We start from the raw sequence: 13,381 nt of genomic DNA on the forward strand, positions 1-13,381 counted from the left end.
GCGCGAAGGCTGAGATATTTTAGGGTCAAAAGATCGCGAGGCAAGCTCGCTCCTACACAGGAACGGTGCGGGTTGTTATAAAAAAGCCCCGCCGGATTGCTCGAGCGGGGCTTTGGGTGTGGGGCCGGTTAGGGCTTACACCATTTTGTCGCCGACATGCAGGATCTTCATGCCGTTGGTGCCACCGATGGTGTGGTAGCTGTCGCCCTTGGTCAGGATGACCCAGTCACCTTTCTCTACGACGCCGCGCTTGAGCAGTTCGTCGATAGCGGCCTGGCTGACTTGTTCTGGCGGCAACGAAGCCGGGTCGAACGGTACGGTGTAGACGCCACGGAACATGGCCGCACGGGCCTGGGTTTCGCGGTGCGGGGAGAACGCGTAGATCGGCACCGAAGAACGGATGCGCGACATGATCAACGGCGTGTAACCGCTTTCAGTCAGGGCGATGATCGCTTTTACGCCAGGGAAGTGGTTGGCGGTGTACATGGCCGCCAGCGCGATGCTCTGGTCGCAGCTTTCGAAGGTCTTGCCGATGCGGTGGCTGGAGGTTTTGCTGGTCGGGTGCTTTTCAGCGCCGACGCAAATACGCGCCATGGCCTGCACGGCTTCCAGTGGGTAAGCACCGGCAGCACTTTCGGCCGACAACATCACGGCGTCGGTGTAGTCGAGAACGGCGTTGGCAACGTCGGACACTTCGGCACGCGTTGGCATCGGGTTCTGGATCATCGACTCCATCATCTGGGTCGCAACGATCACCGCCTTGTTGTGGCGACGTGCGTGCAGGATGATTTTTTTCTGGATGCCCACCAGCTCGGCGTCACCGATTTCAACGCCCAGGTCGCCACGGGCAACCATGACCGCGTCACTGGCTTTGATCAGTGCATCGAGGGTTTCGTCGTCGGCCACGGCTTCAGCGCGTTCGATTTTAGCCACCAGCCAGGCGGTACCGCCGGCTTCGTCACGCAGTTGACGGGCGTATTCCATGTCAGCGGCGTCACGCGGGAACGACACGGCGAGGTAGTCGACTTCCATTTCGGCAGCCAGCTTGATGTCCGCCTTGTCTTTTTCAGTCAGCGCAGGGGCGGTCAGGCCACCACCGCGGCGGTTGATGCCTTTGTGGTCCGACAGCGGGCCGCCGATCAATACCACGCAGTGCAGGGCGTCTGCCGTGGCGGTTTCAACGCGCATGACCACGCGACCGTCATCGAGCAGCAGTTCGTCACCGACGCCGCAGTCCTTGACCAGATCCGGGTAATCGATGCCAACAACGTCTTGGGTACCTTCGGTCAGCGGGTGGCTGGTGGAGAAGGTGAAACGATCACCGATTTTCAGTTCGATGCGTTTGTTGGCGAATTTGGCGATACGGATTTTCGGGCCTTGCAGGTCACCCAGCAACGCGACGAAGCGGCCGTGCTTGGCAGCGATGTCACGCACCAGCTTGGCGCGAGCCTTGTGCTCATCGGGAGTGCCGTGGGAAAAGTTCAGACGGGCGACGTCCAGGCCAGCGAGGATCAGCTGTTCAAGCATCTCCGGGGAATTGCTGGCAGGGCCAAGTGTGGCAACGATTTTAGTTCGACGAACGGACATGCAAAGACTCCTGAGTTCAAGCGCTGCCAAAGGCTACTATGGTCTTTGGCTGTAGTCATTGTTCCTCTGCACTACTTTCGACTTAAGTTGTGGTGCACAGGCTATGAAGAATTTGGCGCAGGGGTCGATACACTGTTGAGAACAGGAGATGCCCATGCGCTTTTTACTTATTTTAGTGGCAGTCAGCTGTGTTGCTGGCTGTACCCGCTGGTCAATGAACCATCATTTGAACAATGCCTACCGGGCGTATGACCGCGGTAATTGTGAAGCGGTGATGCTTGAGCTGTCAGAAGTAGACCGTGACAGCCGCAGCCGTCCTTATATCTGGCCGCAAACGGCAATGTTGCGCGGGCTGTGTCTTGAGCGTACAAAGTTTTACCTGGATGCCGCCCAGACCTATCAATACATCATCAACGAGTTCCCGAAGAGCGAGTACGCCTATCGAGCCAAGGCTCGGATCGAAACGCTGCGTATTCTCAAGTTCATTCCTGGCCCCAGTCAGGCTCAAGCCCTGCCGGCGAAGATCTGAGGCGTGTTGAGTGTTGAGTGCGCGCCACAGGGCCATAACCCCTGCGTGCCGGGATCTTGGCGGCAATTGATGGCGCATGGCTATCACTCGATTATTTATTGACTATGCTTTACCTGAATCGGTACGCAGCACCGTAAGACTCAGTGCCTGGTCGGCAGCCCTTTGGTGTGCGGCCTTCCGGGCAGTTACCCCGGGCCTTTACAAGTGAATCCAATATGGTTACTGAGCGTCGCATCCAGCGTCACGAATTGACATCTTTCCTGAAGGTCTTCAATCGCTTCACGGACAAGCCCATGGGGTATTTGGGCAATGCCTCCGAGGGCGGTCTGGTGTTGATCAGCCACTTGCCTCTGCTGGTCGAGGCCGACTTTCAGCTGCGCTTCAAGCTGCCCGGCAGTGATGGCCAGGTGCACTTGATCGACCTTGTTGCCCGATGCCTGTGGTGCCGGGAAGATGTCACGCCCAACGTCTATGACTCCGGTTTTATCCTCTATCAGCCGCCTGAGGAGTACCTCGCGCTGATCGACGACTTGCACCACTATTTCAGCTTTCACCCCAGACAAGCCTCTGCCTGACGGGCTGGCGCAGGCAAGACCAGCGGCTTGACCTGATGGCTTCGGGCTGGTCTTGCCTGGCGTTGAACGCCTAGACTGAGCGGGAATACTGCTCAGGAACACCCCGTGACTTCCATTTTTTGGTACGACTACGAAACCACCGGCATCAATCCGCGCAATGATCGTGCGGTGCAGGTTGCCGGGATCCGCACCGACTTTGCGCTCAATGAGATAGACCAGCCGCTCAATCTGTACTGTCAGCCCAGCGACGATATCCTGCCGCACCCCATGGCTTGTCTGGTCACCGGCATTACGCCGGGCGTTCTGGAAGACAAAGGCCTGGGCGAAGCCGAGTTCATGACTCGCACCCATGCGCAATTGGCGCAGCCAGGCACCTGCGGGGCGGGCTATAACACCTTGCGTTTTGATGACGAAGTCACGCGATACAGTCTGTACCGCAACTTCTTCGATCCTTACGCGCGTGAATGGCAAGGCGGCAACAGTCGTTGGGATTTGATTGATGTTGTGCGTGCGGCGTATGCGCTACGCCCTGAAGGCATTGTGTGGCCCGAAGAAGACGGGCGGGTGACGCTCAAGCTTGAGCGTTTGACGGCCGCCAACGGCATTGATCACGGCCAGGCACACGATGCGCTGTCCGATGTGCGTGCAACCATCGCATTGGCGCGTCTGATCCGTGAAAAACAACCGAAACTGTATGACTGGTTATTTCAACTACGAACTAAACAACGGGTGCTGGATCAAGTTCGATTGTTGCAACCCATGGTGCATATCTCGGGGCGTTTTTCGGCGGCGCGGCATTATATCGGTGTGGTTTTACCCTTGGCCTGGCATCCCAAAAACCGTAATGCATTGATTGTCTATGACCTGCATTTTGATCCGCAGCCTTTAATGGACCTGGAGGCTGAATCGCTTCGTGCACTGCTTTATACGCGGCGCGAAGAATTAGCCGAAGGTCAATTACCCATTGGACTTAAGCTGATTCACGTTAATCGTTGTCCGGTCGTCGCCCCGTTAACTGTTGTGCGTGCACAGGACCAGCAGCGTTTGCAGTTGGACATGGCGGATTATCAAGCACGTGCCCGGGTGCTGACAGAGGCTCAGGAAGTTTGGCAGCAAAAGTTAAATGTTATTTATGCCCGCGAAGACTTCACTCCCAGTGAGGACCCGGAGCAGCAACTGTATGACGGTTTTCTCGGTGATCGCGATCGCCGGTTGTGTGAGCAAGTACGCTTAAGTGATCCGGAGCAGTTGGGTAAAGATACGTGGCCTTTTGATGACGAGCGGTTGCCCGAATTATTATTCCGTTACCGTGCGCGAAACTTTCCAGCGACCTTGAGTGAGCAAGAACATGAGCGTTGGCAATTGTTTTGCCAACAGCGTTTGACGGATCCGGCCTTTGGCGCGCCGTTGACCCTGAGCCAGTTCAACGAGGCCGTAGAAGGCCTGGCACGCAGCGCAACACCTGCGCAACTGAGGCTGCTGGAGCAATGGCAGCGTTACGCCCAGGACGTGAGCCGGCGAGTAGGGCTGGTAACTCCGGCCACTGAAACAGACTAAATGCCGGGCAATAAAAAACGCCAGCAAGCTGGCGTTTTTATGGGTGCTGCTGAACACGCGAGGTGTTCGCAATCACTTAGCCGAGCAAAGTTGCCCAGCCTTCAACCACGTCGCTGCCCCACTTGGCTTTCCACTCTTTCAGAGTTTTGTGGTTGCCACCTTTGGTTTCAATCACTTCGCCGTTGTGCGGGTTTTTGTATTGTTTAACCTTGCGGGCACGTTTGGTGCCGGTGGTTTTAACAACACCACGTGGTGCTTTGCTTGCTTTGGCTTCTGGGTCCAGCAGCGCGATGATGTCACGCAGCGACTTTTGGTATTCGCCCATCAGCGTACGCAGTTTGCCTTCAAATTCCAGCTCGGTTTGAAGTTTGTCGTCTTCCGACAGGTTCTTCAGGCGAGCTTGCAGTTCTTTGATGGCTTCTTCTGTAGCGCGGTATTCGTTGATCAAGGACATGAGGCTTACCTTATGCTGAAGTGGTGACAGGGAGACAGTGGCGCAATAATAGTCAGACAGTTTCAGCAAGTAAATATCCAATGTCAGATTAATTTAAATTTTTATTCATTAACTTTTGTCTGTCTGCACTATGTAGCCGGTTAAATAGGTCGATACCCAGGCTTAATCAAAGTCATTAATAAATAGTATCAACGGATCGATAAATTCAATGCAGGCCACGGCGCTGTTGGCGCCGACGCTTTTGCACCGCGACCCCGTAGCACAGGCAATAAGGCTCAACGAATACTGTAGTTTTGCTGCGCACTCGCTAGAATGGCGGCCTTAGTAAAGTTTTGGAGTTTTCCCCTCATGCGCACTTTTCGGTTGGTGATCGCCTGCCCCGACGGCGTCGGCATTGTCGCCAAGGTCAGTAATTTCCTGGCCTCCCACAATGGCTGGATCACTGAAGCGAGCCACCACTCGGACGACCAAAGCGGTTGGTTCTTTATGCGTCACGAAATTCGTGCCGACTCTTTGCCGTTTGGCATTGAGGCGTTTCGCGAGGCATTTGCCCCGATCGCTGAAGAGTTTTCGATGCAGTGGCGTATTACCGATACTGCGCAGAAAAAACGCGTGGTATTGATGGCCAGCCGTGAATCTCACTGCCTGGCAGACTTGCTGCACCGCTGGCACAGCGATGAGCTGGACTGCGATATTTCGTGCGTTATCTCTAACCACAATGACTTGCGCAGCATGGTGGAGTGGCACGGCATTCCGTTTTACCACGTACCGGTTGACCCGAAAGACAAGCAACCGGCGTTTGCCGAAGTCTCGCGTCTGGTCAAACACCACGAGGCTGAAGTCGTGGTATTGGCGCGTTACATGCAAATTCTGCCGCCCGACCTGTGCAGCGAATACGCCGGTCAAGTCATCAACATCCACCACAGCTTCTTGCCGTCTTTCGTGGGTGCCAAGCCTTATCACCAAGCGTCCATGCGCGGTGTGAAGCTGATCGGCGCGACGTGCCATTACGTCACCGAAGAGCTGGACGCAGGTCCGATCATCGAGCAAGACGTGGTTCGTGTCAGCCACAGTGACAGCATTGAAGACATGGTGCGTTTCGGCCGTGACGTCGAGAAGATGGTGCTGGCCCGTGGCCTGCGTTATCACCTCGAAGACCGCGTTCTGGTACACGGCAACAAAACCGTCGTGTTTTGATGCGAGAAGGTTTTTGTGGGAGCGGGCTTGCTCGCGATAGTGTCTGCCCGGTGCGTCTGACAAACCGAGTCGTTTGCATCGCGAGCAAGCCCGCTCCCACGGATTTTCTACAGATTGGACGCTGGAGGATTCGCCATGACTGATCCACTCGACAAGGCTACCTCCAGCGCCCCGGCCACGGTGGGTGAGGGCTGTTTGAGTCGTTACGACCCGGACGCCCTCAGCCCCGAGGATGGCACTGATTTTCCTGACGCCGCCAGGCTTTGGGAGCAACTACAGCAAGACGCTGAAGCTGACCCCAAGCCGTAAGTCCATTTATTGCTTAGATACGGAAACTGCCCACCAATTGCTTGAGGCGAGCGGCCTGTTGTTCGAGGTCGGTGCAGGCGCGCAAGGTGGACTGCAGGTTTTCAATCCCTTCCTGATTCAGCGTATTGATCTCGGTAATGTCCATGTTGATCGACTCAACCACCGAGGTTTGCTCTTCGGTTGCGGTCGCCACGGACTGGTTCATGCCGTCAATCTCGCCAATACGCTCTGTCACGCTGACCAGCCGCTCACCGGCCAGGTTGGCGATCTCGACGCTGTCTTCGCTGTGGCGCTGGCTTTCATCCATGGTGCTGACCGAGGCGCGGGCGCTGATTTGTAGCTCTTCGATCATCGCCTGGACTTGCTGTGCTGACTCTTGAGTGCGGTGTGCCAGGTTGCGCACCTCATCGGCCACCACGGCAAAACCGCGTCCGGCTTCTCCGGCGCGGGCCGCTTCAATGGCGGCGTTGAGGGCCAGCAGGTTGGTTTGCTGCGAGATGCTGGTGATCACTTCGAGGATCTGCCCAATGTTCACGGTCTTGCCGTTGAGCGACTCGATATGGCCACTGGACGTGCCGAGCATTTGCGACAGTTGCTGCATGGAGCTGATGCTGCGTTCAACCACTTGCTGGCCTTCGGTTGCCAGACCGCGGGCGTCGCTGGCCTGTTGCGAGGCCTGGGCGGCGTTGCGGGCAATCTCTTGGGCGGCAGCACCCAGCTCGTTGATGGCAGCGGCAACACTGTTGGTGCGGCTGGCCTGTTCGTCAGAATTGAGCATTGACGAGTTGGAGGCGCTGACCACGCGCAGGGCCACTTCATTAACCTGCGCGGTGGCCGAGGACACTTCGCGCATGGAGGTGTGAATGCGCTCTACAAAGTCGTTGAACGCACTGCCCAGGGTGCCGAATTCGTCGTTGGAGGTTACGTCGAGGCGGCGGGTCAAATCGCCTTCACCTTCGGCAATGTTCTGCATGGCGCGGGTCATGATGTGCAGGGGCTGCAACAGCAAGCGGATCAACAGGCCGAGCAGGGCGATGATCGAAATCACGGCGATCACCGTGGCAATCACTGCCGATGTCCGGAATGTGTTCAGTGCGGCAAAGGCCTTTTCTTTGTCCACGGACAGACCGATCGACCAGTTGACGTTCCCCAGCCCTTTGACCGGTGTAAAGGTCACGATCCGGGTTTTGCCGTTGGCCTGGATCTCGCTGAACGCGCTGCTGATAGGCGGCGTGTCCTGCGGGTAAATATCCTTCAGGTACTGGGTGACCAGGGTTTTGTCCGGGTGAACCAGGACCTTGCCGTCGCCACTGATCAGAAAGGCATAGCCCAGGCCATTAAAGTTCAAGGCATTGATGGTGTCCGTGATGGTTTGCAGACTCAGGTCAGCCCCGGCCACGCCCAGTGTCTGCCCGGCTTTTTTCACGGCGCTGCCAATCGAGATGATCATCTGACCGGTGACCGCATCAATGTACGGTTCGGTCAGGCTGGCACTGCTGCTGTTGACGGCGTCTTTGTACCAAGGGCGGGTTCGCGGGTCGAAACCGTCGGGCATTTTGCTGTCAGGGCGAATGGTGAAAGCGCCCTGGTTATCACCAAAGTAATCGGCCATGAAGGTGCTGGTCAGCGCCTTCTGCTCCAGCAAGCTGGCGGCCTGGGCGGGCTCGGGGTTGATGGCCAACGATTGTGCGAGGTTTTCGACCAGCAGAATCCGCCCGCCGAGCCATGTCTGAATCGTATTGGCGGTGACACTGCCCATCTCATGCAGATAGTTGTCGAGGTTGTTGCGGATGGCATTGCGCTGCAAGTAATCGTTGTACAAGGCAAAGAGCGAGAACGCGGCTATGACAATCAGGGACGCAGCCAGCAGGATTTTATGACTGAAACGCAGGTTTTTATTCATGGCTAGAAGGGTCCGCTAAGTTCTATAAATGTGAGGCCTACACGCTGTAAAACGCGCACTCTACAAATCACGGCTAGAACAGAAGCGATTTGAGTATTTATAAGTGGGCTTTCCTACGCTAAATCAGGAATTTTCTGGTCTAGCATTAAGAGGGTATCGACGCGGACCCGTGAAAGATTAATCAAAGGTGGCAAAATGCCTGACTCTTCTGCTCTTGTACTCGGCGCTGACCTTGCGGGCCAGCCCATTGCTCAGTCATTACGTTTGGCCAATCGCCATGGTTTAGTGGCGGGTGCCACGGGGACAGGTAAAACCGTCACCCTGCAACGTTTGGCTGAGCAATTCAGCGATGCGGGGGTTGCCGTATTTGCCGCCGACATCAAGGGCGACCTGTGTGGGCTGGGCGCGGCGGGTAATCCCCAAGGCAAAATTGCAGAGCGCATTGCCAGCATGCCGTGGCTGAATTATCAGCCCAAGGCGTACCCGGTCACCCTGTGGGACATCCAGGGCAAAACGGGCCATCCGTTGCGCACAACCTTGAGCGAAATGGGGCCGCTGCTGCTGGGCAGTTTGCTTGAACTGACCGACAGCCAGCAGTCTGCGCTGTACGCGGCGTTTAAAGTGGCTGATCGCGAAGGCTTGTTGCTGCTGGACCTCAAAGACCTCAAGGCGCTGCTCGGGCATCTGCGTGAGAACCCGGACGTGCTGGGCGAAGACGCAGCGTTGATGACGACAGGATCCAGCCAGGCGTTATTGCGCCGTTTGGCTACGTTGGAGCAGCAGGGTGCCGAGTCGTTGTTTGGTGAGCCTGCGCTGCAACTCGAAGACCTCTTGCAGCCTGCCAGCGATGGTCGTGGTCGCATCCATTTGCTGGATGCTAGCCGCCTGGTGCACGAAGCGCCCAAGGTGTATGCGACCTTTCTGTTATGGCTGTTGGCGGAGCTGTTTGAGCAATTGCCGGAGCGTGGCGACGCCGACAAGCCCTTGCTGGCACTGTTTTTCGACGAGGCGCATTTGTTGTTTGCCGATACGCCCAAGGCGCTGCAAGACCGTTTGGAGCAAGTGGTTCGGTTGATTCGTTCCAAAGGGGTAGGCGTGTACTTTGTCACGCAATCACCGGCGGACTTGCCTGACACCGTGCTGTCGCAATTGGGCTTGCGTATCCAGCATGGGTTGCGTGCTTTCACCGCCAAAGAGCAAAAGTCGCTGAGGGCGGTGGCCGACGGGTTTCGCCCGAACCCGGCATTCAGTGCGTTGGCGGTGTTGACCGAACTGGGTACGGGCGAGGCGTTAGTGGGCATGCTCGAAGAAAAGGGCACGCCAGCGATGGTTCAGCGCGTATTGATTGCGCCGCCGCAGTCGCGCATCGGGCCGCTGAGTGAGGCCGAGCGGGCGGCCTTGATTGCCAGTTCGCCGTTGCAGGGGCGTTACGACAAACCGATAGACCGCGAATCGGCCTACGAAGTGCTGCAGGCGCGCAAAGGTCAGGCGCCAGAAGGGCAAGCCCCGGCGGCGCCCCATGAACCGAGCTTGCTGGATCAGGCCGGTGAGTTTTTGGGGACGAGTACCGGCAAAGCCCTGCAATCGATGGCACGCCAGGCCGCGAGCCAGATGGGCCGTCAATTGGTGCGCGGGTTATTGGGGTCGTTGCTGGGGAATGGCAAGCGTAAATGAAGCGGCGGTCCTGCGGCCCGCATCGCAGCCTCGTTCCTCGTCAGCGACTACGGTTTTTTGCATTTACTTGGGGCGGGCGTGGCTGGCCAGGCGCTCAAGGGCTGCGCGCAGGGCCGGGTCGTTGATGCCTTCGGCGGTGGCCTGGATGGTTTGCCCGGCATCCACTGACAGGTCATGGGTGTGCCCGCCGACTTTGGCCTGCACGGTCGGCGGCTGCACTTTGAACAAAATCCGGGTAAGGCTGGCGAACTCGTCAAAGGCCTGCAATTGACGTTGCAGGCGTTTTTGCTGGTAGCGCAAACGCGTGGCCCAATGGCCATCGGTGACGATTAACAACAAGCTGCCTTCACGCCAGGACGCCACGTGGCAATGTTCGCGGGCGGCAGGCTGGAGCTGGCTTTCAAGCAGACGTTGCAGGTGCGCAAGGCGCTTGGCATGGCCGAAAATGGCTTTTAGGGGCTTGGCCTCGCGGAGCAGAACGGCGGGTGCACGTGCTGGGTGTGGGCGAAATGCCATGATCAAACACCTGAGAAAACTGAATGGCAATCCTAGCAGAAACCGCCATTTCCCTCGACACAGACCTGAAACGGTTAAGTTTATTTGCAAAATCAATAGGTAACTTCTGCACCGCATGGGTTGAAGTTCCGCAAAAAGGGCTTATTTTAGTCAGGCCCCGTCACAACGCTGTACCAGTATCGTGGAATAACGCCACTTTCCTCACCGCCGTTTCCGGGTAGAATGCTCGCTCGCATGCGGCCATCAGGGCTGCTCGGGCGACTCTCGGGGCCGCCCTCCATCCCTATGTGTGGAAGATCCTGCCGATATGTTTGCGCCTTTGTTAAAGAAACTTTTTGGAAGCAAGAACGAGCGCGAAGTTAAACGCATGCTCAAGACGGTACAGGTCGTTAATGCCTTCGAAGAGCAAATGGTTGCTCTGAGTGATGAGCAATTGCGCGCCAAGACCGAAGAGTTCAAGGCCCGCATAGCTAAAGGTGAGACCCTCGATCAATTGTTGCCTGAAGCGTTCGCGGTCTGCCGTGAAGCCGGTAAGCGCATCATGGGCATGCGTCACTTTGACGTACAGCTGATCGGTGGCATGACCTTGCACGAAGGCAAGATCGCAGAAATGCGTACCGGTGAAGGTAAAACCCTGGTAGCAACCCTGGGCGTTTACCTCAATGCATTGTCCGGCAAGGGCGTGCATGTGGTCACTGTGAACGACTACCTGGCACGTCGAGATGCCAACTGGATGCGCCCGCTCTATGAGTTCCTGGGGCTTTCGGTCGGTGTTGTTACGCCTTTCCAGCCACCACAGGAAAAGCGTGAAGCCTACGCCGCCGACATCACCTACGGGACCAACAACGAGTTTGGCTTCGATTACCTGCGCGACAACATGGCTTTCAGCATGGAAGAAAAATTCCAGCGCGAGCTTAATTTCGCTGTAATCGACGAAGTCGACTCCATCCTGATCGACGAAGCGCGTACGCCGCTGATCATCTCGGGTCAGGCCGAAGACAGCTCCAAGCTGTACACCGAAATCAACAAGCTGATCCCGCGTCTTGAACAACACATCGAAGAAGTGGAAGGCGAAGTCACCAAGCCTGGCCACTACACCATCGATGAGAAGACCCGTCAGGTCGAGCTGAACGAATCCGGTCACCAGTTTGTAGAAGACATGCTGACCCAGATCGGTCTGCTGGCCGAAGGCGAAAGCCTGTACTCGGCGCACAACCTGGGCCTGTTGACCCACGTGTACGCTGCTCTGCGCGCTCACAAGCTGTTCCATCGCAACATCGAATACATCGTTGAAGACGGTCAGGTATTGTTGGTCGACGAACACACCGGCCGTACCATGCCGGGTCGTCGTCTGTCCGAAGGCCTGCACCAGGCGATTGAAGCGAAGGAAGGCTTGAACATTCAGGCAGAGAGCCAGACCCTGGCATCGACCACCTTCCAGAACTACTTCCGTCTGTACAACAAGCTGTCCGGCATGACCGGTACGGCAGACACCGAAGCGTTCGAATTCCACCAGATCTACGGTCTGTCGGTGATGGTTATCCCGCCGAACAAGCCGCTGGCGCGTAAAGACTACAACGACCTGGTGTTCCTGACCGCAGACGAGAAGTACGCCGCCATCGTGGCCGACATCAAGGACTGCATGGAAAAAGGCCGCCCGGTACTGGTCGGTACTGCCACCATCGAAACCTCTGAGCACATGTCCAACCTGCTGAAGCAGGAAGGCATCGAGCACAAGGTACTGAACGCCAAGTTCCACGAAAAAGAAGCTGAAATCATTGCCCAGGCCGGTCGTCCGGGCGCACTGACCATCGCCACCAACATGGCCGGTCGTGGTACCGACATCCTGTTGGGCGGTAACTGGGAAGTCGAAGTGGCTTCGCTCGAAAACCCGACGCCAGAGCAAATTGCCCAGATCAAAGCCGATTGGCAAAAACGTCACCAGCAAGTGCTGGAGTCGGGTGGTCTGCATGTCATCGCTTCCGAGCGCCATGAATCGCGCCGTATCGACAACCAGTTGCGTGGTCGTGCCGGTCGTCAGGGTGATACCGGTTCCAGCCGCTTCTACCTGTCGCTGGAAGACAGCCTGATGCGTATCTTCGCTTCTGATCGAGTGAAGAACTTCATGAAGGCCCTGGGCATGCAGTCTGGCGAAGCGATTGAGCACCGCATGGTGACCAACGCGATCGAAAAGGCTCAGCGCAAGGTTGAAGGTCGCAACTTCGACATCCGTAAGCAATTGCTGGAGTTCGATGACGTTAACAACGAACAGCGTAAAGTGATTTATCACATGCGTAACACGTTGCTGGCGGCTGAAAACATCGGCGAAACCATTGCTGACTTCCGCAAGGACGTTCTCGACAGCACCGTCAGCGCGCACATCCCGCCGCAATCGTTGCCTGAGCAGTGGGACATTGCCGGTCTGGAAGCAGCCATCGAAAGCGGCTTCGGCGTGAAACTGCCGATCCAGCAATGGCTCGACGAAGACGATCACCTGTACGAAGAAACCCTGCGTGAGAAGCTGCTGAACGAGCTGCTGGCGTCGTACAACGAGAAAGAAGAACAGGCCAGCGCGCAAGCCCTGCGCACGTTCGAGAAGCAAATTGTGCTGCGTGTTCTGGACGACCTGTGGAAAGACCACCTGTCGACCATGGACCACTTGCGTCACGGTATCCACTTGCGCGGCTATGCGCAGAAGAACCCGAAGCAAGAGTACAAGCGCGAGTCGTACAACCTGTTCTCCGAGCTGCTTGATTCGATCAAGCGTGATTCGATCCGTGTACTGTCCCACGTACAGGTTCGTCGCGAAGACCCGGTTGAAGAAGAAGCCCGTCTGCGTCAAGAAGCTGAAGAGCTGGCTTCGCGCATGCAGTTCCAGCACGCCGAAGCGCCAGGCCTTGATCAGCCTGATGCCATGGCCCAAGTGCTTGAAGGTGCAGACATCGCTGATGTCGAGACGTCGTCCGAGCCGGTGCGCAATGACCAGAAGCTGGGCCGCAACGAGCTGTGCTACTGCGGTTCGGGCAAGAAATACAAGCACTGTCACGGGCAAATCAACTAAAGCCCGCTTCATTTGCTGA

General features: G+C 56.8%; 11 protein-coding genes and 1 pseudogene. 7 read left to right on the forward strand and 5 right to left on the reverse strand.

All coding sequences use genetic code 11. The features are described from left to right. Positions 1–135: 135 nt before the first annotated feature. Positions 136–1,587 (reverse strand): pyruvate kinase, encoded by a 1,452-nt coding sequence (gene pyk, locus GHO32_RS10295; protein WP_123749909.1) that lies wholly within the window; start codon positions 1,585–1,587, stop codon positions 136–138. A gap of 154 nt (positions 1,588–1,741) precedes the next feature. Between pyk and GHO32_RS10300 the strand changes: the two genes are divergently transcribed. From GHO32_RS10300 to sbcB, 3 genes are all read left to right on the forward strand, one after another. Next, positions 1,742–2,116: a tol-pal system YbgF family protein gene (locus tag GHO32_RS10300; protein WP_123749910.1), complete on the forward strand. Its 375-nt coding sequence runs from the start codon at positions 1,742–1,744 to the stop codon at positions 2,114–2,116. A 215-nt stretch (positions 2,117–2,331) separates the two neighbouring features. Continuing rightward, the gene (locus GHO32_RS10305; RefSeq protein ID WP_123749911.1) at positions 2,332–2,691 is read left to right on the forward strand and encodes a PilZ domain-containing protein; all 360 of its coding nucleotides are present in this window, start codon (positions 2,332–2,334) and stop codon (positions 2,689–2,691) included. A 105-nt stretch (positions 2,692–2,796) separates the two neighbouring features. Next, on the forward strand, positions 2,797–4,248 hold the full coding sequence (gene sbcB / locus GHO32_RS10310; RefSeq protein ID WP_368668476.1) for an exodeoxyribonuclease I: 1,452 nt from the start codon (positions 2,797–2,799) through the stop codon (positions 4,246–4,248). 76 nt (positions 4,249–4,324) lie between these two features. Here the strand turns inward: sbcB and mvaT are convergent, their stop codons facing one another. Beyond that, positions 4,325–4,702: a histone-like nucleoid-structuring protein MvaT gene (gene mvaT / locus GHO32_RS10315; RefSeq protein ID WP_048370601.1), complete on the reverse strand. Its 378-nt coding sequence runs from the start codon at positions 4,700–4,702 to the stop codon at positions 4,325–4,327. 348 nt (positions 4,703–5,050) lie between these two features. Here mvaT and purU point away from each other — a divergent pair, with 348 nt between their 5' ends. Next, positions 5,051–5,899, forward strand: a complete 849-nt coding sequence (gene purU, locus GHO32_RS10320) for a formyltetrahydrofolate deformylase (RefSeq protein ID WP_048370599.1) — start codon at positions 5,051–5,053, stop codon at positions 5,897–5,899. 135 nt (positions 5,900–6,034) lie between these two features. Further along, positions 6,035–6,208: a hypothetical protein gene (locus tag GHO32_RS26455; protein ID WP_173430627.1), complete on the forward strand. Its 174-nt coding sequence runs from the start codon at positions 6,035–6,037 to the stop codon at positions 6,206–6,208. A gap of 13 nt (positions 6,209–6,221) precedes the next feature. Here GHO32_RS26455 and GHO32_RS27185 read toward each other — a convergent pair whose 3' ends face one another. Then, positions 6,222–7,061, reverse strand: coding sequence for a methyl-accepting chemotaxis protein (locus GHO32_RS27185; protein WP_372239793.1), 840 nt, complete (start codon positions 7,059–7,061; stop codon positions 6,222–6,224). Between the two features lie 18 nt (positions 7,062–7,079). Further along, a pseudogene (locus tag GHO32_RS27190) lies at positions 7,080–8,111 on the reverse strand (cache domain-containing protein); the annotation flags it as partial. Between the two features lie 195 nt (positions 8,112–8,306). Between GHO32_RS27190 and GHO32_RS10330 the strand changes: the two are divergent. Continuing rightward, positions 8,307–9,785 carry a helicase HerA-like domain-containing protein gene (locus GHO32_RS10330; RefSeq protein ID WP_153334966.1) on the forward strand — a complete coding sequence of 493 codons (1,479 nt, stop codon included), beginning with the start codon at positions 8,307–8,309 and terminating at the stop codon, positions 9,783–9,785. A gap of 63 nt (positions 9,786–9,848) precedes the next feature. Here GHO32_RS10330 and GHO32_RS10335 read toward each other — a convergent pair whose 3' ends face one another. Beyond that, positions 9,849–10,301, reverse strand: a complete 453-nt coding sequence (locus GHO32_RS10335; RefSeq protein WP_153334967.1) for a DUF721 domain-containing protein — start codon at positions 10,299–10,301, stop codon at positions 9,849–9,851. A 307-nt stretch (positions 10,302–10,608) separates the two neighbouring features. Between GHO32_RS10335 and secA the strand changes: the two genes are divergently transcribed. Then, complete coding sequence (gene secA, locus GHO32_RS10340) at positions 10,609–13,362, forward strand: preprotein translocase subunit SecA (protein WP_153334968.1); 2,754 nt, start codon at positions 10,609–10,611, stop codon at positions 13,360–13,362. The last annotated feature ends 19 nt before the right edge of the window (positions 13,363–13,381 follow it).

The sequence above is a fragment of the Pseudomonas sp. FSL R10-2189 genome (genome assembly GCF_009600325.1).
Classification (GTDB): domain Bacteria; phylum Pseudomonadota; class Gammaproteobacteria; order Pseudomonadales; family Pseudomonadaceae; genus Aquipseudomonas; species Aquipseudomonas helleri.

What these genes read in the sequence shown, in the direction of transcription:
- pyk (WP_123749909.1), bottom strand. Translation starts at nt 1,587, where the DNA reads ATGTCCGTTCGTCGAACTAAAATCGTTGCCACACTTGGCCCTGCCAGC.
- GHO32_RS10300 (WP_123749910.1), top strand. Translation starts at nt 1,742, where the DNA reads ATGCGCTTTTTACTTATTTTAGTGGCAGTCAGCTGTGTTGCTGGCTGT.
- GHO32_RS10305 (WP_123749911.1), top strand. Translation starts at nt 2,332, where the DNA reads ATGGTTACTGAGCGTCGCATCCAGCGTCACGAATTGACATCTTTCCTG.
- mvaT (WP_048370601.1), bottom strand. Translation starts at nt 4,702, where the DNA reads ATGTCCTTGATCAACGAATACCGCGCTACAGAAGAAGCCATCAAAGAA.
- purU (WP_048370599.1), top strand. Translation starts at nt 5,051, where the DNA reads ATGCGCACTTTTCGGTTGGTGATCGCCTGCCCCGACGGCGTCGGCATT.
- GHO32_RS26455 (WP_173430627.1), top strand. Translation starts at nt 6,035, where the DNA reads ATGACTGATCCACTCGACAAGGCTACCTCCAGCGCCCCGGCCACGGTG.
- GHO32_RS27185 (WP_372239793.1), bottom strand. Translation starts at nt 7,061, where the DNA reads ATGCGCGAAGTGTCCTCGGCCACCGCGCAGGTTAATGAAGTGGCCCTG.
- GHO32_RS10330 (WP_153334966.1), top strand. Translation starts at nt 8,307, where the DNA reads ATGCCTGACTCTTCTGCTCTTGTACTCGGCGCTGACCTTGCGGGCCAG.
- GHO32_RS10335 (WP_153334967.1), bottom strand. Translation starts at nt 10,301, where the DNA reads ATGGCATTTCGCCCACACCCAGCACGTGCACCCGCCGTTCTGCTCCGC.
- secA (WP_153334968.1), top strand. Translation starts at nt 10,609, where the DNA reads ATGTTTGCGCCTTTGTTAAAGAAACTTTTTGGAAGCAAGAACGAGCGC.